This is a genomic window from Streptomyces sp. NPDC021115 (assembly GCF_044333065.1).
Taxonomy (GTDB): domain Bacteria; phylum Actinomycetota; class Actinomycetes; order Streptomycetales; family Streptomycetaceae; genus Streptomyces.
Genome location: NZ_JBIRQF010000014.1, coordinates 158,850 through 180,573, shown reverse-complemented (window position 1 = coordinate 180,573; position 21,724 = coordinate 158,850). Strand labels below are relative to the sequence as shown.

Below are 21,724 nucleotides of genomic sequence, written 5' to 3'. Positions count from 1 at the left end.
CACAACTCGTCCGGCTGTAGGCGGGCATGGCACGTCACCCAGGGCCTGCATCGCCGAGCGGCACTGCCGCTGGCCGGTGATCCGGTTCGATGCTCTGGCCACCACCCTCCCCGGTGAGCCAGTCGGCGATGTGGGCGGCGGCAGTTGAGGCGTGCTGGTTGATGAGGGTGAAGTGGTTGCCCGCGGTGGTGCGGGTGGTGGTGACGTGGGGAAGGGTCGTCTGCCAGTCGTCCGGCACCGGGGTGTCCGTCCCGCGCGGTACGGGGAAGGGGTCAGCGGCGCGGAGGAGCAGGGTCGGGAAGGGGGTCGGGGTGGGGGTCCAGGTGTGCAGGAGCCGGGCCGTCCAGGCGTAGGCGGACAGGTCGGTGGCGGTGTAGCCGTCGGTGAGGTGCTCGCGTTCGTACAGCCCGTGCCACAGGTGGGGTTGGAGCGCCCGGGCGGTGGTGGATTCCAGGATGTAGGTGTCCACCAGGACGACCGCCCGTACGGGGGTGCCGTGGTCCACGAGGTACCGGGCGGTCTCGTGGGCGAGGATGCCGCCGGATGAGGTGCCCAGGAGGATCACCGGGTCGGTGGTGTCGCCGCCGGTGCTCTCGGCCACGGCCCGGGCCAGCCCTTCGACCAGCGCTTCCCGGGTGGCGGGCAGTTCCTCGTCGGTGCGGAAACCCGGAGGCGTCAGGCAGGAGAGGGACCAGTCCTCGGGGAACGCCTGGGCGAGCGCGTAGTAGGTGTGGGGCCCGGTGAGGGGCACGATGGGGGCCACGCAGACCACGTGGGTGCCCGAGGTGCCGGTGGTGAGCCGGTCCACGGTGGGCGGGAGGGGCCCGGCGCCCTTGGGGCGGAGGGCGGCGAGGTCGTGGAGCAGGATTTCGGCCTCGCTCACGCGGCCCGTCCGCACGGCGTCGCGGTGGAACCGGACGACCAGGTCGTCCGTCGGGGCTTTGTAGGCGGCGCCGGGTTCGGCCGGCGGCGCGGCGAGGTGGTCGAGGAGATGGTCGGTCAGGTCGGCCGGGGTGGGGTGGGTGAGGACGACGGTGCTGGGCAGTGGCGTGTCCATCGCCGCGGCAAGCCGGTTGCGCAGGTCGACCGCCGCGAGCGAGTCCATGCCGTGGTCGCGGAACGCGGCGTGCTCGCCGATCGCCTCGCCTGAGGAGTGGCCGAGTGCCGCGGCGGCCTCGCCGCGCACCAGGTCCAGGAGGCCGCGCCGCCGTTCCCCGGTCGGCAGGCTCCGCAACCGCACCGCGAACGCGTCGTCGCCGCCCCGGGCCGCGGGCGCGGCGAGGGACCGGGCCTCAGGCAGCTCGCTGAAGAGCGGGCGGGAACCGGCCGCGGTGACGACGGGGAGATAGCGCTCCCAGTCGATGTCGGCGACCGTCAGCGCGGTCCGCTGCTCATGCAGCGCCTGGGCGAGTCCGGCGAGGGCCAGGTCGCCGTCGAGGAAGGCCATTCCGCCGCGGATGAGCTGCTCGCCGTCCTGCTGGTTCATCCGCGGGCGGGCCTCCTCCCAGGGGCTGAAGGAGATCGCCGTCGCGTGGGTGCCGCGGACGCGGCGGTGTGCCGCCAGGGCCTCCAGATACGCGTCGGCGACCGCCTGTGCCGCGTGGTTGCCGATGCCCCAGACACCGGCCAGCGAGGAGATGAGCACGAAGGCGTCCAGGCCGGTGTCGCCGAGCAGTTCGTCGAGGTGGGCGGCGCCCGCGACCTTCGCGTGCACCGCGTCGGCGACCTGGGCGAGGTCCGCCGTGCCGAGTGGTCCGAGGACGCGGGTCCCCGCCGTGTGCACCACCGCGCGCACCGGAGTGCCGTCCGCCGAGAGCTGGTCGAGCACCGCGCCCACGGCGTCCCGGTCGGTCACATCGCACCGCACCAGCTCGACGCTCGTCCCCCGGGCGGTCAGCTCCGCCACCAGCTCGGCCGCGCCCGGCGCCTCGGGGCCGCTCCGGCTCATCAGCACCAGGTGCCCGGCTCCCTGCCGGGCCAGCCAGCGGGCGACCCGGCCGCCCAGCGTTCCGGTACCGCCCGTCACCAGGGTCGTGCCGTCGGGCGTCCAGGTGCCGGGGGCGCCGGCCGGTGCCGCGGCCCGCTCCAACCTCGTTACGAGGACTCCTGAGGAGCGCACCGCCGCCTGTTCCTCCCCCGGGCCCGCCGAGAGCAGCGCGGCGAACCGCCCGGCCGCCTCGGGGTCGAGCCGCTCCGGGAGGTCGGCCGACCCGCCCCGCAGCGATGTCGCCTCCACGGCCGCGGTGCGTCCGAGCCCGATGACCATCGCCTGCCGCGGGTTGCGCACCGGGTCGTCCTGCCCGGTGGAGACCGCGCCTCGGGTCACCGTCCACAGCGGCAGCTCGGCACCGGCCGCGATCAGCGCCCGGATCAGCGACACGGACAGCGCCAGGCCCGCGGGCAGTACGGGCTCGCCGCGGTCCGCCTCCTCGGCCGCGGCGAGCAGCGACAGCGCTCCGGCCGCGCCGTCGATTCCGGCGTCGCCGAGCCGGTCCGCCAGCGCCCCGGGGTCGGTGCAGGCCCCGTCGAGGACCACCCGCCGCACCTGGGCGCCGTGTGCGGTCAGCGCGGACACCACATCGGTGTCGTCGATGCCGTCCGTGGTGAGTACCAGCCATGTTCCGGTGAGTACGGGGGCGGCGGGGACCCGCAGTGGTGTCCACACCGTCCGGTAGCGCAGTGCGCTGGTCAGGGTGTGCTCGTCCCGCCGCCTGCGCCACGCCGACAGCGCCGGGAGCACCACGTCGAGCGCGCCCTTGTAGTCGGCGTACTCGGTGTGTTCGGCGTGTTCGGCGTGTTCGGCGTTCGCGGCTTCGAGGCCGAGCAGCGTGGCGACCGCGGTGGCATCGCCCCGGTCCACGGCGTCCCACAGCGGCTCGTCGGCAGAGCGCTCGGGCGTGGTGGCAGTCGGGGCGGGCGGGGCCGGTGGGGCCGTCCAGTAGGACCCGTGCTGGAAGGCGTAGGTGGGCAGGTCCACCGTGCGGCCGCCGGACAGCGCCGTGCTCCAGTCGACGGACACGCCGTGGGCATGGGCCTCCCCGAGGGCGCGCAGCACACGGTCCCATCCGCCGTCGTCGCGGCGCAGGGTGCCCAACGTGACCGCCGGGCTGCCCGCGTGCTCGATGATCTCGCTGGTGCCGACCGCGAGCACCGGATGCGGGCCGACCTCGATCATGACCCCGTGGCCCTCGCGTACGAGAGCCGTCATCGTCTCGGCGAAGGACACGGTCCGCCGCAGGTTCCGGCACCAGTAGCGGGCGTCCAGCTCCTCGGTGTCCAGGCGGTTCCCGGTCACCGTGGAGTAGAACGGCACCTCCGAGGGGCGGGGCCGCACCGGCGCCAGCAGCTGGAGCAGTTCGGCCTCGATCTCGTCGATGTGCGCCGAGTGGGCGGCGAAATCCACCCCGGCCAGCCGCCAGCGCATGATCCTGGCGGCGGACAGGCGGCGTTCGACCTCGTCGAGAGCGGCCGGATCGCCGGAGAGCGTCACCGTCTTCGGTCCGTTGACCGCCGCGATCGACACCTCGCCCGACGTTCCGTCCAGCAACTCCCGTACCCGCTCCGGCGATGCCATCACCGACATCATCGCGCCACGCCCGGACAGGCGCTCCCGGATGAGCCGGCTGCGCTGCGCCACCACACGGGCGCCGTCGTCCAGCGACAGACCGCCGCTGACGCAGGCGGCGGCGACCTCGCCCTGGGAGTGTCCGATCACGGCTGCCGGTTCGACGCCGAACGAGCGCCAGAGGGCGGCGAGCGAGACCATGACGGTCCACAGCACGGGCTGGAGCACATCGGGCCGCCCGTCCATCGGAGCAGCGCCGGGCTCGCCGCGCAGCACACCGGTGGGCGACCAGTCGAGGTACGGGGCCAGGGCCGCCTCGCACGCGGCGACGGCGTCGGCGAAGGCCGGGGAGACATCGAGCAGTTCGGCCCCCATCCCCGCCCATGCCGCGTCCTGTCCGGGGAACACGAAGACCACCGGACGGGGCTCTCCCGCCGTGCCCCGCACCACGGCCGGAGACGGAGTGCCGTCGGCCAGGGCCGCCAGGGCCCCGCGCAGCTCCGCCCGGTCGTCGCCCACCAGCACCGCCCGGTGCTCGAACGCGGCGCGGGTGGTGGCCAGCGAATACCCGATGTCCACGAGGCGCGTTCCGGTATGGCCGTCCAGGTGCGCGAGCAGCTTCGCGGCCTGGGCGCGCAGTGCCCCGGCCGACTTGCCCGACAGCGGCCATGCCACCGGCCCGTCGTGCGCGGGATCCGCGAGCGGGGTTCGGCCGACGGTCCGCGGGGGCTGTTCCAGGATGGCGTGGGCGTTGGTCCCGCTCATTCCGAACGCCGACACCGCGCACCGCCGCGGCCGCCCGAGGTCGGGCCACGGCGCGGCCTCGGTCAGCAGCCGGAGCGCGCCCGAGTCCCAGTCGATGCGGGAGGACGGTTCGGTGACGTGCAGTGTCCTGGGCAGTTCGCCGTGGCGCATCGCCATCACCATCTTGATGACGCCCGCGACACCGGCGGCCACCTGGGTGTGTCCGATGTTGGACTTGACCGAGCCGACCAGCAGCGGCGGATTGCCGCCCCGGTCCCGGCCGTAGGTGGCCAGCAGCGCATGGGCTTCGATCGGATCGCCCAGCGCGGTGCCGGTTCCGTGTGCCTCGACCGCGTCGACATCGGACGCCGGAAGGCCGCTGTTGGCGAGGGCCTGCCGGATGACCCGCTGCTGGGCCGGTCCGCTCGGCGCGGTCAGCCCGTTGGAGGCGCCGTCGGAGTTCACCGCCGACCCGCGGACGACGGCCAGCACCGGGTGGCCGTGCCGGACCGCGTCCGACAGCCTCTCCAGCACCACCAGACCGGCGCCTTCGGCGATGCCCATGCCGTCCGCCGACTCGGCGAACGCCTTGCACCGCCCGTCGGGCGCCATGACCCGGTGCCTGCTCAGCGAGACGAGCGTGTCGGGTCCTGCCAGCACCGTGGCGCCACCGGCGAGGGCGAGGGTGCTCTCACCCGAGCGCAGCGACTGGCACGCCATGTGCAGCGCGACCAGGGACGCCGAGCAGGCCGTGTCCACCGTCACGGCCGGGCCGCCCAGGTCGAACAGGTAGGCCAGACGGCCCGACAGCACGCTCGGGAGGGTGCCGGTGAGCTGATATCCGTCGGTGTCCCCGGACACGCCCGCGCCGTAACTCTGGGCGGTCGCCGAGACGAAGGTGCCCGTCGCGCTGCCCCGCAGGGACGCGGGGTCGATCCCGGCACGTTCGAACGCCTCCCAGGCCAGCTCCAGCAGCATCCGCTGCTGCGGGTCCATCGCGGCCGCCTCGCGCGGGGAGATGCCGAAGAACGCCGCGTCGAACTCGGCCGCGCCGTCGAGGAAGCCGCCCGCCGCCGAGTAGGTCGTACCCGTACGGTCCGGGTCGGGGTGGTACACCCCCGGACCCCAGCCGCGGTCGGCGGGCAGCGGAGAGGTGGCGTCCACACCCTCGGCCAGCAACTCCCACAGCTGCTCGGGCGAGCGCACCCCGCCGGGGAACCGGCAGCTCATTCCGACGATCGCGATCGGCTCCGGCTCGGGCGCCCCGGCCGTCCGGCCCGCCGCCGGGACCGGCTCGGTGGGCCCGACGACCCGCTCACCGGCGCCGTACAGCTCGGTCCACAGGCGACCGGCCAGGGCGTCCGGTGTCGGATGGTCGTAGACCAGGGTCGACGGCAGGCTCAGCCCCGTCCGTTTCCGCAAGGAGTTCCGCAACTGACTCGCGGTCAGGGAGTCGAAGCCCATGTCCTTGAACGTCCGCCCGCTCGCGACCGCCGATGCATCCGCGTGCCCGAGCACCGAACCCACCTGTTCCCGCACCAACTGCAGCAGCGCGTCCCGTGCCTGGTCTGCCGTCAGCCCGGTCGGCAGGCCGGAGCCGACCCCGGTGGCGGCGGCCCGACGGGCGGTCCCGGCGGGGACCAGGCCTCGGAGGACGGCGGGCACGGTGTCCCGTGCGCGCAGGGCGGCCCGGTCCACGGGTGCGGCGACGACGGCGGCCTCGGCGACCGCGCCCCCGGCGTCGAACCAGGCCAGTCCCTGGTCGAGGGAGAGCGTCGGCAGCCCGGCCCCGGTGATCCGCCGCAGCTGCGCGGCGCTCAGCGTGGCGGACATCCCGCTGTCCTGGGGCCATGGCCCCCAGCCGATGGACAGACCGGCGAGCCCTTCGGCGGTCCGCCGCCACGCCAGCGCGTCCAGGAACGCGTTCGCCGCGGTGTAACCGGCCTGCCCCGCGTTACCGAGGACGCCGAACACCGACGAGAACACCACGAACGCCCGGAGGTCCAGGTCACGGGTCAGCTCGTGCAGATGCCACGCGCCGTCCAGCTTCGGCCGGAACACCGTGTCCAGCCGGTCCGGGTTCTGCGCCGCGACCAGTCCGTCGTCGAGCACACCGGCGGCGTGCACCACACCGGTCAGCGGGTGTTCGCCCGGTATCTCCGCCAGCAGGGCGGCCACGGCCGCGCGGTCGGCGACATCGCAAGCGGCGGCCGTCACCCGTGCGCCCTGCCCGGCCAGCTCGGTCAGCAATTGCCCGGCGCCCTCGGTGTCGGCGCCCCGGCGGCCTGCCAGCACCAGATGGCGCACCCCGTGCGCGGTGACCAGGTGCCGGGCGACCAGCGCGCCGAGACCGCCCAGGCCGCCGGTGATGAGTACGGTGCCGTCGCCACCCCATACCGGGTCCGGGGCCACCGGGTCCTGGGCGTCGACGGGGGCCAGGCGCGGCATCAGCAACTCGCCGTCGCGCAGCGCGAGTTCGGGCTCTTCGTGGTCCGGCGCCGCGCGGAGTGCCGCCGCGGCGGCCGACACCGGATCCCCGCCGTCCGCGGGGTCCAGGTCGAGCAGTACGAACCGGCCGGGGCTCTCCTGCCGGGCCGACCGCACCAGCCCCCACACCGCGGCCGCCACCACGTCGGGGGCCGCCCCGGGTGCCGTGGCCACCGCTCCCCGGGTCACGAACACCACCCGGGAGGGCCCGCCGCGGGCGGCCTCGGCCGCGTCGTCAGCCAGGTGGTGCCGCAGCGTGTCGAGCACGGACGCGGTGACGGTACGTACCGCCTCCGGCACCGGCACACCGGCGGGCGCGGTGACCGGGACCAGCACGGCCTCCCCGGTCGCCACCGGATCATGTCCACCGGTGTCCGGCACCGGGGCGGGCAGCCAGTCCAGGCGCAGCAGCGGCCGTCCCGCCGTGGCCGCCGGGGCCGCCTCCGGGTGGACGTCCGGCGAACGCAGCGTCAGCGTGCCCACGGTCACCACCGGATCGCCCGCGGTGTCAGCGGCGGTCAGCGTGACCGTGTCGTCGCCCGTCCTGCTCATCCGCACCCGCAGCACCGAAGCGCCCACGGCGTGCAGGGACACCCCGGACCAGAGCGACGGCAGCCGCCCGCCGTCCGGGCCGTCGAGCACGAGCGGCGACGCGAGGTGCAGTGCCGCGTCCAGCAGCGCGGGATGGAGGCCGAAGGCGTCGGCCTCGTCGGCGAGCCGGTCGGGCAGGGCGACCTCGGCCAGCACCTCGTCGCCGACCCTCCAGGCCGCCCGGACCCCCCGGAGCCCCGGTCCGTGGGCGAGCCCGGCGGCGCGCCACCGCTCGGAGAAGCCGTCGAGATCGACGGGTACGGCGTTCGCGGGCGGCCACGCCCGTCCGTTATCGGCGGCGGCCGCGGGGGCGCCCGGCGCGAGCCTGCCCGTGGCGTGCCGGGTCCATGGCGCGTCCCGCGTGTGGGCGGGCCGCGAGTGGATGCTCAGGGTGCGTCGGCCGTCGTCGCCGGGGCCATCGAGCGCCACCTGGATCCGTACGTCGCCCTCGTCCTGGCCGGACAGCATCAGCGGTGCGTCCAGGGTGAGTTCCTCGACGAGGGCGCAGCCGACCTCGTCGCCCGCCCGTACCGCCAGCTCCACGAATCCGGCGCCGGGGAAGGTGGTCCGCCCGGCCACCACATGGTCGGCCAGCCACGGCAGCGCCGCCACCGACAGCAGGCCGGTGCACAGCAGACCGCCGGTCCCGGGCAGTTCGACGGCCGCGTCGAGCAGCGGATGCCGCACACCGCCGAGCCCCGCCGGGACCGCACCGGCCGCCGGCGTCCCGCCGACGTGTGCGGTCCAGTACCGCTCCCGCTGGAACGCGTACGTGGGCAGCGCGATGCGCCGCGCGCCGGTACCGGCGAACAGTTCGGCCCAGCGGACCGGTACGCCCCGCACGTACAACCGGGCGGCGGCCGTCACCGCCGTGGACTCCTCGCCACGGTCCTTGCCCAGCAGGGACACGGCCTCCACGTCCGCCAGGTCGGGCAGGGCGTCCTGGGCCAGCACCGACAGGGTGGCGTCCGGGCCCAGTTCGAGGAAGGTGCGCGCGCCGGCCCGCGCCGCGGCGCCGACCGCGTCGGCGAACCGCACCGTCAGCCTGACATGCTGCACCCAGTGGTCGGGGTTGCCGATCCGCTCCGGGTCGATGCGCTCACCGGTGACGGTCGAGACGATCGGGGTACGCGGCTCGCCGAAGGCCAGGCCCTCGACGACCGCGCGGAAGTCCGCCAGCATCGGTGCCATCAGTGGCGAGTGGAACGCGTGGCTGACCCGCAGCCGGGTGATCTCGCGGCCGTCGGCGGCGAAGTGGTCGGCGACGGCCGCCACCGCGTCGGCGTCCCCCGAGACGACCACCGCCCGCGGTCCGTTGACGGCGGCGAGTCCCACCCGGTCCCCGGAGCCGGTGAGCAGCGGCGCCACCTCGTCCTCGGTGGCCCGCAGCGCGACCATGGCCCCGCCTTCCGGCAGCGCCTGCATCAGCCTGCCGCGGGCGGCGACGAGGGTGCACGCGTCGGACAGGGACAGCACACCGGCCACGTGGGCGGCCGCGATCTCCCCGACCGAATGCCCGAGCAGCAGATCCGGCGCCACTCCCCACGACTCCACCAGCCGGAACAGGGCCACTTCGAGGGCGAACAGCGCGGGCTGGGCGTACGCGGTGGTGTTCAGCGCCTCCGTGTCGTCGCCGAACACCACCTCGCGCAGCGGTCGTTCCAGCTCGCCGTCCAGCAGCGCGCAGACCTCGTCCCACGCCGCCGCGAACACCGGGTAGCGGGCGTGCAGTTCACGCCCCATGCCGAGCCGTTGGGCGCCCTGCCCGGCGAACAGCAGCGCCACCGGGCCGGGGTCGCCCGCCATGCCCTCGGCCACCTTCACGGGCCGACTGATGCGATCCCCGGCGGTGTCCGTCGGGGCCAGGAGGACGGCGCGGTGCTCCAGCTCGGAACGGGTCGTGGCCAGGGAGAAGCCGACATCAGGGGCCGCCGCGCCGGTGTCGGACACGAAGGCGGTCAGCCGGTCCAGCTGCCCGTCCAGCGCGGCCTCGGTACGCGCCGAGACCGGCCAGGGCGCCACGGCGGGCCGCACCCGCCCCGGCGACCCGGCCGTTGGCGGTGCGGTGGGCCGCTCGGGCCGGTCCCGCGGTGGCTGTTCGACGATCACATGCGCGTTGGTGCCGCTGATCCCGAAGGACGACACGCCCGCGCGGCGCGGGCGGGTCGCCGGTGGCCACGGGGTGGCCCCGGTGAGCAGTTCCACCGCGCCGGCCGACCAGTCCACCTGCGACGACGGCGCGTCCACATGCAGCGTCCTGGGCAGTACGCCGTGCCGCATCGCCAGGATCATCTTGATGACGCCCGCGACACCGGCGGCCGCCTGGCTGTGCCCGATGTTGGACTTGAGCGACCCCAGCAGCAGCGGACGGTCCGGGTCCCGGTCCTGTCCGTACGTGGCGAGCAGCGCCTGGGCCTCGATCGGGTCGCCCAGCCGGGTACCGGTGCCGTGCCCCTCCACCGCGTCCACGTCCGCCGGGGCCAGCCCGGCGCCGGACAGGGCCTGGCCGATCACCTGCCGCTGCGCGATTCCGCTGGGCGCGGTCAGACCGTTCGACGCGCCGTCCGAGTTGACCGCCGATCCGCGCAGCACCGCCAGCACTTGGTGGCCGTGCCGGGTCGCGTCCGACAGCCGCTCCAGCACCAGGACGCCCACCCCCTCGGACCAGCCGGTGCCGTCCGCCGCCTCCGCGTACGCCTTGCAGCGGCCGTCGGGCGACAGGCCGCCCTGCCGGGCGAACTCCACGAAGATCCCGGGCTCCGACATGACGGTGACACCGCCCGCCAGCGCCAGGGAACACTCGCCACCGCGCAGCGCCTGCGCCGCCAGGTGCAGCGCCACCAGGGACGACGAGCACGCCGTGTCCACGGTCAGCGCGGGCCCCCGCAGCCCCAGGGCGTAGGCGACCCGGCCGGACAGCACGCTCGGCGACGTGCCGGTCAGCAGATAGCCCTCCGCGGCGCCGGAGCCGTCCTGGAGTCGCGGACCGTAGTCCTGGGCCATCGCCCCGAGGAACACCCCGGTCCCGCTGCCGTGCAGGGACGACGGGGCGATCTCGGCCCGTTCCACCGCCTCCCAGCTCACCTCCAGGGCCAGCCGCTGCTGTGGGTCCATGGCTTCCGCCTCGCGCGGGGAGATCCCGAACAGCGCCGCGTCGAAGCGGTCCGCGTCGTACAGGAACCCGCCCGGCCTGCCGGTCGCCGGGGCCCACCGCCGGTTGGTGGGCACGTCGGAGATGGCATCGGCCTCGCCCGACACCAGGTCCCACAGCGCCTCCGGCGACGTCACCCCGCCCGGGTAGCGGCAGGCCATGCCCACGATCACCACCGGGTCGTCCTCCGGGGCGGGGCGGGGTGCGGGCGGCACGTCGCCGGTCGCCTGGCCGGTGAGCCGCGTGGTCAGATGGTCCGCGCACGCGTCCGGCGTGGGGTGGTCGAACAGCACGGTGTTGGGCACCGGCAGTCCGGTCGCGGTCTTGAGCCGGGTCGCCAGCTCCACTGTCATCGCCGAGTCGAAGCCCAGCTCCTTGAAGGTGCGCGCCGGATCCACCCGGTCAGCGGCGGCGAAACCCAGGACCACAGCCGTCTCCGCGCGGACCAGCCGTCCCAGGTCGGCGCGGGTCCACGGGGTGCCGGATTCCGTACGCCCAGGTTCCATACGCCCAGGTTCCATACGCTCCGGTGCCGTACGCTCCGGCTGCGCATCAGTGGCGTGTCCGGGCGTCCCCGCCGTCGCGGCCGGAACGCCTTCCCGCGCCGTGGCATCGCCTGCGGGCTCCTGGAGCCAGTACCGCTCCCGCTGGAACGCGTACGTCGGCAGGGCCACCCGCCGGGCGCCGGTCCCGGTGAACAGCCGCGGCCAGTCGACCGGCACACCGCGGACGTACACCTCCGCCAGACAGGTCAGGAACCGGTCGGCCCCGCCCAGGTCCCGGCGCAGCGTGCCGACGGCGAGCGCCTCGCCGTCGGTCGTGTCGATGACCTCCTGCACCGCGGCGGTCAGCACCGGATGGGAGCTGACCTCGACGAAGACCCGGTGGTCCTGACCGAGCAGGGCCCGGACGGCCGGTTCGAAGCCGACGGTCCCCCGCAGATTGCGGTACCAGTACCCGGCGTCCATCCCGGTGGTGTCCAGCCACCCGCCGGTGACCGTGGAGAAGAACGGCACCTCGGCCCGGCGCGGGACGATGCCCTCCAGCGCGGCCGTCATCTCGTCGCGCACCCGCTCCACCTGGGCCGAGTGCGAGGCGTAGTCGATCGCGATCCGCCGCACCCGCACACCGGCGCCCGACAGCTCCTTGTACAGCTCGTCCAGCGTCTCCAGATCACCGGAGACCGCCACGGAACCCGGCCCGTTGACCGCCGCGATCGACGCCCGGCCGTCCCAGCGGCGCAGCCGCGCTTCGGCCTCGGTCCGCGGCAGTGCCACCGACAGCATGCCGCCCCGCCCCGCCAGGCGGCGCGCGATGACCTGGCCGCGCAGGGCCACCACCCGGGCCGCGTCCTCCAGGGAGAGCGCACCGGACACGCACGCCGCCGCGATCTCTCCCTGGGAGTGGCCCAGCACCGCGTCCGGGAGCACTCCGTGGGCCTGCCATACCGCCGCGAGGGAGACCATCACCGCCCAGGAGGCGGGCTGGACCACATCCGCCCGTTCCAGCGACGGCGCCCCCTCGGCCTGTCGCAGCACCTCCGGCAGCGACCAGTCCACATGGGGTGCGAGCGCGGCGGCGCATTCGGCGAGCCGCCGGGCGAACACCGGGGACTCCGCCATCAACCGGACGCCCATGCCGACCCACTGCGCCCCCTGCCCGGGGAACACGAAGACCGTCCTGCCCTCGACATCGGCGACGCCCCGCACCACGCCCGGCGCTGATTCGCCGTCGGCCAGCGCCACCAGCGCGTCCGGCGCACCCGCGCCCGGGGCAGCCTGCCGGTCCGGTGCGAGGACGACGGCGCGGTGGTCGAAGGTGGTCCGGGTGGTCGCCAGGGAGAAGCCCACGTCCACCGGGTCGAGCCGGTCGTGCTCCGCCAGATGGGAGGCGAGGCGGCCGGCCTGAGCGAGCAGCGCGTCGCGGGTCCGGCCGGACAGCGGCCACGGCACGGTGCCGCCCACTATGAGGGCGCTGTCCGCCGTGCCCGCGCCGGGGGCCGTCGCAGCGGACGTGTCCCGGGTCGTGGGCTCGGTGGCGGACACCACCAGGTGGCAGTTGGTGCCGCCCATGCCGAACGAGGACACTCCGGCCAGGGCACGGCCGTCGCGGTAGGGCCAGGGACGGGTGGCGGTCACCACGTCCAGGTGCCACTCGTCGAAGCGGATCCGCGGATTGGGCTGTGCGAAGTTCAGGCTCGCGGGCAGTTCGCCGTTGCACAGCGACAGCACGACCTTCAGCAGGCCGACGATGCCCGCCGCGCCCTCCAGGTGTCCCACGTTCGTCTTCGCCGAACCGACCAGCAGGGGGCGGTCCTCGGCACGGCCCGCCCCGTACACCGCCCCGAGCGCCGCGGCCTCCACCGGATCGCCCACCCGGGTGCCGGTTCCGTGCAGCTCCACGTACTGGACCGCGGCCGGGTCGACGCCCGCGCGCTCGCACGCCGCCCGGAGCACCGCCCGCTGTCCCTCGGGGTCGGGGGTGGTCAGGCCGTCGCCGGGGCCGTCGTTGCCGACCGCGCTGCCCTCGATGACGCACATGATCCGGTCACCGTCGGCCAACGCCCGTGCCAGGGGCTTGAGCAGGACCATCCCCGCGCCCTCGCCGCGCACATAGCCATTGGCACGCTCGTCGAAGGTGAAGCAGCGGCCGTCCGGGGACAGTGCGCCGAGCCGGGCCGCGGCCACCGCGCTGTCGGGGATGAGATTGAGCTGCACCCCGCCGGCCAGCGCCGTGGCCGACTCCCCGCGCCGCAGGCTCTCGCACGCCAGATGCACCGCCACCAGGGACGACGACTGCCCGGTGTCCACCACCAGGCTCGGCCCACGGAGTCCCAGGAAGTAGGACAGCCGGTTCGCGGCCATGCCGCGGTTCAGACCGGTCAGGGTGTGATGACCGATCGCCGCCGCTCCCCTGAGCCGGTCCAGCGCGCCGTAGTCGTCCGCGGTCATCCCGATGAACACCCCGGTGTCGCCGCCGCGCACCGCTGCCGGCGGCAGGCCCGCGTCCTCCAGTGCCTCCCAGCCCAGCTCCAGCGCGAGCCGCTGCTGCGGGTCCATGGCCCGCGCCTCACGTGGAGAGATCCCGAAGAACTCCGCGTCGAAACCGTCGACTTCGTCCAGGAAGGCGCCCCAGCCGGTCTCCCCGGAGGCCGCGGCCCCGCTGTCCCACCGGCCCGGCGGCACCTGCGACACCGCGCTCGTCCCGCCGGTCAGCAGCCGCCAGAACCGTGCGGGATCCGCCGCGGACGGCAGCCGACAGGACATGCCCACCACCGCGATGGCGGTTTCCCGCTTCTGCTCCCGCTCCTGGAATCGCTCAGCGGACGCGGACATGGACTCGCCTCGGCTCACGGCACCGATCCCTCAACTCGTTGTTCTTCGCGGAAATCCGGGGACACCGAACCGTGTCATATCGAATCATGATCGACAGCGCCATCAATAGTACCTGCCAATGGTCAGAGAATTCCGCGCGACACCACGGACGCGCGTTATGCCGCCACCACTGCTCAACACAAGGGAAAACATTAGGGATTCCCCTAGACCTCCGGCGTTTGAAAGGTCCGCCGATCGCTTATCGTTGGAACTCGACCGGTGAAAAAGAGCCAAAGACAACACAATTCACGAAGGTGAGAAAATGCGGCCCAGGATCGATCCGCAGGACGCGGACGACTTCGCCGTCACACCCGCGGGCCAGGTCTACGCAAAGGAGATCGGCCAGTCACTGAACGGGCTCCTCGCGGATCGGCCGCCGCCGAACGTGCACCGGACCATCGCCAACCACCCGACGCTGCTGCCCGCGATGCAGCCGCTGATGTCGCATGTGGCGGGCGACATCCTGCCGGCCCGCGAACGCGAGCTCATCATCCTGCGGACGGCATGGCGTTCACAGGCCCCGTACGTCTGGGCCCATCACCACGCCGCGGGGCTCTTCGTCGGGCTCGACGAGACGGAGATCGCCCGGGTCGCCTCGGAGGACACCGCCGACTGGAAGCCGTTCGAGGCCGCCCTCCTCCAGGCGGTCGACGAGCTCCACACCAGGTCGGCGGTCTCGGACGGCACCTGGAAGCGGCTGGCCGAGCGCTACGGCGAGGAGCAGATCCTCGAACTGCTGGCCCTCGCCGGAACGTACAAGACGCTGGCGTTCATCCTGAACTCCTGTCTCGTCCCGATCGACCCCTGGATGGAACGCCCCGCGCTGCTGCCGGCGGACCCGGCACAGCTGACGTCCGGCAGGCACGCACGCCCGCGGGAGCCGCTTCCGGGGTCGGGCGCCGAAACCTGGAACCCACGCATCGTGTTGCAGAACGACACCGGGCTCTCCCAGCTCACCCCGAGTTCGGCCAGCCCAGGACCGCCGCTGCACGAGATCCTCGTCAGCTATCCGGACCTGCTGTCCACGGTGAACGCGCCCGGTTTCAACTCCTCGCTCCTATTGATCCGCAGGAACCCCGCGGACGTCATGCCGGACACCGACGGATACTCCTTCAGCGCCACCCATCTCTTCGCCGATTCCTCGGGCATCCCGATCCTGGTGGAAGTGGTGGAACCGCATGACACATGGAACGCGCACAGCGCCCTCGCCAAAATTCTCGACTACGCGGGCAGCGGGGCGCGGCACTGGCCGATCCACATACTCCAGCGCTCACTCGAGTACACCGCCCAATTGCAGGGCAGCACCGGAGAGCAGTTGCTGGCGGAGATGGGGTATCCCATCGACGAGGGTTCGTTCCTCCGCACGGTCGAGGCGAATCTGTCCCTGGGCAGGCTCCGTATGGCCATTGTGGCCAGCCGATTTCCGCCCGAATTCAACCGGGTCATCGCATTCCTCGGTCAGCAGCTGCACCCCGCCGAGGTGTACGGCGTCGAGCTGCGCCGCTACTCCGACGGCGCCCATGCCGCGTTCATCCCGAGAGTGGTCACCTGAGCGGCGCCGCGGCGGGCGAAGCCTTCCGGATCAGCGTGATCCCGTCCGCCATGGGCACCAGGGACATCTCCACCCGCGCGTCGTCGCGGACCAGCGCGTTGAACGCGCGGATCGCGGCGGTGTCGGGATCGCGCGCGTCGGGGTCCACGACCTTGCCGAAGAACAGGGTGTTGTCGACCACGATCAGGCCGTGGTCACCGATGAGCGTCAGCGCCGCCTCGTAGTAGTCCGGGTAGCCCCGCTTGTCGGCGTCGATGAACACGAAGTCGAACGTGCCGGGTCCCTCCTCCGCGAGGATGGTCTTGAGGGTGTCGGCCGCGTCACCGACGCGCAGGTCGATCCGCTCCTCGACGCCCGCCCTGGCCCAGTAGTCGGCGCCGATCCCCGCCCAGCGGTCGGTGATGTCGCAGGTGATCAGCCGGCCGCCGGGGGCGAGCGCACGGGCCAGGCACAGGGTGCTGTACCCGGTGAACGTGCCGATCTCCAGGATCCTGCGGGCGGGGGTGAGACCGGCCAGGAGCGTCAGCAGCTGCCCCTCCTCGGCCATGACCTGCATCGCGCTGCCCGCGGGCAGCTCCGCCGTGGTCTCCCGCAACTGCCGCAGGATCTCGTCCTCGCGCAGGGACGACTCCCGGATGTACTCCGAAAGCGCGGCCGGGAGTCCTAGCTGGTTCGCCATGCGTCGTCCCTCTTCTCGGGTCTTCTCTGGTGAGCGGGTCAGACGCCCTGGAGGCTGACGGCGTTCAGCTTCGTCGTGGGCGACGGGGCTTGCGGCTCCGGAATCAGATGCAGCCGCTGGATGTCCTCGTGCGCGGGTGCGGGCAGCCCGGCCCGGCAGTCGCACGCCTCGTCGGTGAAACCGCTGAAGCGATAGGCGATGTCCATCATCCGGTTGCGCTCCGTCCGCCGGAAGTCCGCCACCAGGTGGACGCCCGCGTGCGCGGCCTGGTCGGCGAGCCAGCCGAGGATCAACGAACCGGCGCCGAACGACACCACGCGGCACGAGGTGGCCAGCAGCTTCAGATTCCAGACCGACGCGTGCTTCTCCAGCAGTACGAGACCGACCGCGCCATGCGGTCCGAACCGGTCGGTGAGCAGCGTGACCAGCACCTCGTGGTGCGGATCGGCCAGCAGCGTGCGCAGATCCGCGAGGGAGTAGTGCACTCCGGTGGCATTCATCTGGCTGGTGCGCAGCGTCAGCTCCTCCACCCGGGACAGCTGTTCCTCGGTGGCGCGCTCGATGTCCATCACCAGGTCCAGCGAGCGCAGGAAGTCGTCGCTCGGCCCCTGGAACTCCGCCTCGGCCGCCTTCCGCTGGAATCCGGCCTGGTACATACGCCGACGGCGGCGTGCGTCCACCGTCACCGCCGCCGGGCTGAACTCCGGCAGCGCGGACAGCTCGGGCAGCCGCTCGGCGGCGTAACCGCGCACCTCCGGCAGATGGAACCGGACCTCCGCCAGCTCCGCCGGCTGGTCGTCGACGAAGGCGATCGTGTCGAGCGCGAAGTTGAGTTCGGCGGCGATCGCCCGCACGGAATCGGACTTCGGGCCCCAGCCGATGCGCGGCAGTACGAAGTACTCGGCGACGCCCAGCTCCTCCAACTGCCGCCACGCCTGGTCGTGGTCGTTCTTGCTGGCGACCGACTGGAGGATGCCCCGGCCGTCCAGTTCGGCGATCAGCTCCCTCACCGGGGCGGCGAGCGTCACCCGGCCGTCCTCCAGCAGCGTGCCCTGCCACAGGGTGTTGTCGAGATCCCACACCAGGCATTTCACGATCGGGAGCTGTTCGGACACGGCGCCTCCTTGTGTCATGACGCCGGCATCGACACGGCGTGGTCGGCGAGAATCAGCTGGCAGATCTCCGTACTGCCCTCGATGAGCTCCATGAGCTTCGCGTCGCGGTACGCACGCTCGACCACATGACCCTCCCGCGCGGCCGCCGAGCCCAGGACCTGCACCGCCGCGGCCGCGCCCTGCACGGCCTGGACGGCGCTCACCTGCTTGGCGAGGACGGTGGCGACGACCATGTCGGGGGAACCGCCGTCCCAGCACCGGCTGGCGTGTTCACAGACCCGGGTCGCGATCTGCTCGGAGGTCAGCAGATTCGCCAGGTGACGGCCGACCAGCTGGTGTTCGGCGAGCGGCTTTCCGAACTGCCGCCGGACCCGGGCGTGGCCACGGGCGGCGTCGAGACAGGCCCGGAGGATCCCCACACAGCCCCAGGCGACCGAGAGCCGTCCGTACGCCAGCGCGCTGGTCACCAGGAGCATCATCGGCTGCCCGCCGCCGAGCACCGCACTGGCGGGCAGCCGCACATCGTCGAGGCGTACATCCGCGTGTCCGGCCGCCCGGCAGCCGGACGGCCGCGGGACCTTGCGCATGGTGACGCCCGGAGCCGACGCGGGCACCACGACGGCGGCCGCCCCGGAACCGTAGCGTCCGACGACGACGATCAGATCGGCGTAACAGGCCGCGGTGGTCCAGATCTTCTGCCCTCGGACGATGACGGTGTCACCGTCCGGTTCGATGGTCGTGGTCATCGCCGAAAGATCGCTGCCCGCCTCCGGTTCGCTGAACGCGATGGCGGCGAGCCGGCCACCGGCCAGCTCCGGCAGGTACTCGGCGTGCTGTTGCGGGCGGCCCAGGCGCTGGATGGTCCACGCGGCCATGCCCTGCGAGGTCATGACGCTCCGCAGCGAACTGCACCGGCCGCCGACGAAGGCGGTGAACTCGCCGTTCGCGGCGCTGCTCGCCCCGAGTCCGCCGAAGGTCTCCGGCACCCCGGCGCACAGCAGGCCGCGACCGGCCAGTGTCCGCAGCACCTCGTCGGGGATCACCCCGGTGCGGTCCCACTCCGCGGCCCGGTCGCCCGCGAGTTCGTCGACGAACTCGCGGGCACCGGCGAGCGGCTCAGGCATCGGCGGATTGTCCGGCGCCGAGCAGACGCCCCACCAGGGCGGTCATGGCCTCGATGGTGCGGAAGTTGTCCCGCTTCAGGTCGTCCCCCAGGATCTGCACGGAGAATTCCTGTTCCAGCTGGACGACGAGTTCCATCGCGAACATCGACGACACCAGCCCGGAGGTGAAGAGATCCTGATCGGCGGGGACCTCCGTATTGACCCGCTCCGAGACGAACGCCGAAATCGCCTGCTCGATCCCCTCAGCGGTGATCGGCTGGTCCACACTCACGAAAACGCCTTTCCGTAGTCATAGAAACCCCGCCCCGTCTTGCGCCCGAGATCGCCGCGGCGCACCTTCTCCATGAGCAGTTCACAGGGCTCGAAAGCAGAATTGCCGGTCCGCTCGGCGAGCAGCCGAAGAGCGTCCGCGAGATTGTCGAGACCGATCAGATCGGCGGTGCGCAGCGGACCGGTGGGGTGGCCGAGACATCCGTGCATCAGCCTGTCCACGGACTCGACGCTCGCGACGCCCTCGGCCACGATCCTCGCCGCTTCATTGATCATGGGATGCAGCAGCCTGCTGGTGACGAAGCCCGGCGCGTCGCGCACGACGACCGTCTTCTTCCCCAGCCGCTCCAGGACGCCCTGGACCGCGGCCATGGCCTCGTCGCCGGTCTCCGGGCCACGGATGACCTCGACCATCTCGATGAGGTAGGCCGGATTCATGAAGTGCACCCCGGCCAGCTCCCCGGGGCGCCGCACCGACTTCGCCAGCTCGGCGACGGGGATGCCCGAGGTATTGGTGATCACCGGCACCCCGGCCGGGATCATGCCGGAGATCTCCGTCATGACCCGCGCCTTGAGCGAGGCGTCCTCGGTGATCGCCTCGATCACGACACCGGCGCCCGCCGCGTCCTCGCCGGACAGCGTCGTCGTCAGCGCCCCGGCCGCCTGCCCGTCGGGGAAGGCGCCCATGAACTGCCCGTGCCGCAGCTGCTGGGCGATTTCCGCCCGGGCCTTCTGGAGGATGTCCTCCGCGATGTCGACCATCACGACATCCACCCCGCGGCCCAGCGCCAGCGCGGTGATACTGCGCCCCATGACTCCCGCACCAAAAACGGCGATTGTGTCGGATCGGGAATGCGTCATCGTCCACCTCCAAATCGTCGTTCAATCGAGCACGCCCTGCGCTCGGCGCATAACGGACGGGTGGTGTACACGATGAAACACGGCTTGGAATATCTATTCCACCGGAAAAATTAGGATGATCATCCGGGTGATGTCAAAGGCTGCGATGACGCTCTAGGGAGATCCGCAGTGTTCCTCGCGAGATCGGACGCCGAGTAAACCTCAGCGGACGGGGACGCGTCTTCCCCTTACGCCCTCGGCTCCCCAATTACCGCGAGTCAGGAGCCCTTTGCGGCGGGTTCGAGGATCGCCACGCACTCCACGTGGTGCGTCACCGGAATGACTTCGACCCGAACACCGTCACACAAAGGCCCAGGTCGGAGGTCCTTCCAGGCTCATCGCCCTGCATGAGGGTGCCCAGAGCGCCAAGGCCAGCTGTCGCCGCCCTGGCCTAGTCCGGGATGACCTCGCACGGCCTGGACAGCCCTGCCAGGGCGTAGGCCGGTACCGCGCCGTCACTGGACGAGGGCCTGCGTGGCGACCGTCCCAACCGCCCTCCACCGACGCGCGCTCCTGCAGATGTGGCCGCTACCGCACACTCTCGCAGGTCGAACCTTGCGCTTTGAGGGGGATGGTACCTGTGGAGCTCTGCAGGCCGAAGGGGTCGCGTGAAGTTCGTTCCGTTCTGTTCGTTGAGCGGGCAACACTGTGCTAGCGTCCTGGCCCCGATCACAGCTCAACTCGGGCGAATAGAGCGATCGATGACAGTCGGGGGCGAAAGCATGAGTGAGCGGTGCGCGCCGGAACGGCAGCTTCACGACGCCGTAGTGGCGGTTCCCGGAGTCATGGGGAGCGCCCTGCGAGAGGTTGAGAGCGACACGCCGTTATGGGGGCTGGGACGCATCTTTCAGTACTCCGCGCGCACACACGCCCAGCGGCTGCACGCCCTGGCCGTCACGGACGCCGAACGGGCGGGCGAGACCGGCCGGATCGAGGCGACCGGGGTACTGAACGTCGCCGACTGGTTCCCGGGACTCGGTCACGTCCAGCCGTACAACGAGCTGCTCTCCAAGCTCAGACGGTCCGCCCTGCACAAGGCGGCCGTCCTGCCCTTCCCCTATGACTGGCGGCTGTCCGTGGCGCACAACGGCGCCCTGCTCGCCCGGGAGATCCGCCGCCACCTGGACGCCTGGCGGACACACGGCGCCCACCGCCGCTACCTCGACGAGCATCCCGAGGCGGGTCCCGCAAAGGTGCTGATCGTCGCCCACTCCATGGGCGGCCTGCTCGCCCGCGAGGTTGTGCACGGCGGCGGCATGAACGGCGACGTGCGAGCGGTCATGACCGTGGGTACCCCGTTCGAGGGTTCGGTGAAGGCCGCCGTGATGCTCAACTCAGGCAAGGGTGCGCCCGGGCTGCTGCCGCCCGCCGTGCTGCGCGAGATCACCCCGACCATGCCGGGGCTATACGACCTGCTGCCCGGCTACCGTTGCTGCGAGGACGGCGCCGACATGCGCGCCCCGGACGTCGACGACATCGTGGCGCTGGGTGGGATGCGCGACCTGGCGCAGGCGTCCGCCGACTGGCGGGCGAGCAGGAGCGGCACGCTGCTGCCCGAGCACGTGATGATGGTCGGCGTGGGCCAGCGAACCTGGCAGAGCTACCGGCTGGACGCCGGGGCCGCCATGGCCCAGCGCTACATGTACCGCCGGGACGCGGGCCGGCTCCTCCTCGACGCGAACGGCAGGCCCCGCACCCAGAACCGCAAGGGCGACGGCACCGTCTACCGGTTCGCCGCCCATCTGCGCGGCTCCGACGCCCGGCCCGTCACGGTGAGCCAGGAGCACAGCGCCCTCGCACGCAGCGAGGGTGTCATCGACCTGGCCTGCGGCATGCTGAGCGGGCTGCGCCACCCCGACGAGCTGGGCGACATGCTCGGCGACGACCATGAGTTCGAACTCCACACCCCCGAATGGGCCGACTTCGGCACCGCGTTCACCATCGAGGGGGGCGGCGCCCCGCACGGCACGGGCTTGGAGTGCGTGGTGCGGGAGGTCAGCGGACTCGACACGGTCCAGTACCCCGCCCTGAAGCCGGTGCGCGGCACGGAGGACCGCTGGACGGCGACCTGTCTCCCCGACCTCCCGGGGATGTACGAGGTGGAGGTCCGCGGCGGAGTGGAGCCGATACGACGGCTCGTGCCCGTACTGGCTCCGGAGCAGCACGGCTGAC

General features: G+C 72.7%; 8 protein-coding genes. 2 read left to right on the top strand and 6 right to left on the bottom strand.

Annotation, left to right across the window (positions count from 1 at the left end; all coding sequences use genetic code 11):
* Positions 1-34: 34 nt before the first annotated feature.
* Entirely contained in the window at positions 35-13,873 is a 13,839-nt protein-coding gene (locus ACH4TL_RS33145) for a type I polyketide synthase (protein ID WP_398323452.1), read from the bottom strand.
* A gap of 301 nt (positions 13,874-14,174) precedes the next feature.
* Between ACH4TL_RS33145 and ACH4TL_RS33140 the strand changes: the two genes are divergently transcribed.
* Positions 14,175-15,464 (top strand): carboxymuconolactone decarboxylase family protein, encoded by a 1,290-nt coding sequence (locus tag ACH4TL_RS33140; protein WP_398323454.1) that lies wholly within the window; start codon positions 14,175-14,177, stop codon positions 15,462-15,464.
* On the opposite strand, the gene ACH4TL_RS33135 is transcribed toward ACH4TL_RS33140, so the two are convergent.
* From ACH4TL_RS33135 to ACH4TL_RS33115, 5 genes are read right to left on the bottom strand one after another with little or no spacing between them, the layout of a single operon-like run.
* The gene (locus ACH4TL_RS33135; RefSeq protein WP_398323455.1) at positions 15,457-16,143 is read right to left on the bottom strand and encodes an O-methyltransferase; all 687 of its coding nucleotides are present in this window, start codon (positions 16,141-16,143) and stop codon (positions 15,457-15,459) included. The two genes, ACH4TL_RS33140 and ACH4TL_RS33135, sit on opposite strands and share 8 nt — an antisense overlap.
* A gap of 38 nt (positions 16,144-16,181) precedes the next feature.
* A complete protein-coding gene (locus ACH4TL_RS33130) occupies positions 16,182-17,258 on the bottom strand; it encodes an HAD-IIIC family phosphatase (protein WP_398323458.1) in 1,077 nt (358 codons plus the stop codon).
* A 14-nt stretch (positions 17,259-17,272) separates the two neighbouring features.
* Positions 17,273-18,382 carry an acyl-CoA dehydrogenase family protein gene (locus tag ACH4TL_RS33125; RefSeq protein ID WP_398323460.1) on the bottom strand — a complete coding sequence of 370 codons (1,110 nt, stop codon included), beginning with the start codon at positions 18,380-18,382 and terminating at the stop codon, positions 17,273-17,275.
* Positions 18,375-18,653 carry an acyl carrier protein gene (locus ACH4TL_RS33120; protein WP_398425401.1) on the bottom strand — a complete coding sequence of 93 codons (279 nt, stop codon included), beginning with the start codon at positions 18,651-18,653 and terminating at the stop codon, positions 18,375-18,377. Before ACH4TL_RS33120 ends, ACH4TL_RS33125 begins: the two co-directional genes overlap by 8 nt.
* Positions 18,650-19,513 carry a 3-hydroxyacyl-CoA dehydrogenase family protein gene (locus tag ACH4TL_RS33115; RefSeq protein WP_398323464.1) on the bottom strand — a complete coding sequence of 288 codons (864 nt, stop codon included), beginning with the start codon at positions 19,511-19,513 and terminating at the stop codon, positions 18,650-18,652. The genes ACH4TL_RS33120 and ACH4TL_RS33115 overlap by 4 nt, the downstream gene beginning before the upstream one ends.
* 806 nt (positions 19,514-20,319) lie before the next feature.
* Here ACH4TL_RS33115 and ACH4TL_RS33110 point away from each other — a divergent pair.
* Entirely contained in the window at positions 20,320-21,723 is a 1,404-nt protein-coding gene (locus ACH4TL_RS33110; RefSeq protein ID WP_398323466.1) for an esterase/lipase family protein, read from the top strand.
* The last annotated feature ends 1 nt before the right edge of the window (position 21,724 follow it).

Bases quoted from the DNA above. Each gene is read 5' to 3' on its own strand.
- ACH4TL_RS33145 (WP_398323452.1), bottom strand. From the start codon at position 13,873: ATGTCCGCGTCCGCTGAGCGATTCCAGGAGCGGGAGCAGAAGCGGGAA.
- ACH4TL_RS33140 (WP_398323454.1), top strand. From the start codon at position 14,175: ATGCGGCCCAGGATCGATCCGCAGGACGCGGACGACTTCGCCGTCACA.
- ACH4TL_RS33135 (WP_398323455.1), bottom strand. From the start codon at position 16,143: ATGGCGAACCAGCTAGGACTCCCGGCCGCGCTTTCGGAGTACATCCGG.
- ACH4TL_RS33125 (WP_398323460.1), bottom strand. From the start codon at position 18,382: ATGCCTGAGCCGCTCGCCGGTGCCCGCGAGTTCGTCGACGAACTCGCG.
- ACH4TL_RS33115 (WP_398323464.1), bottom strand. From the start codon at position 19,513: ATGACGCATTCCCGATCCGACACAATCGCCGTTTTTGGTGCGGGAGTC.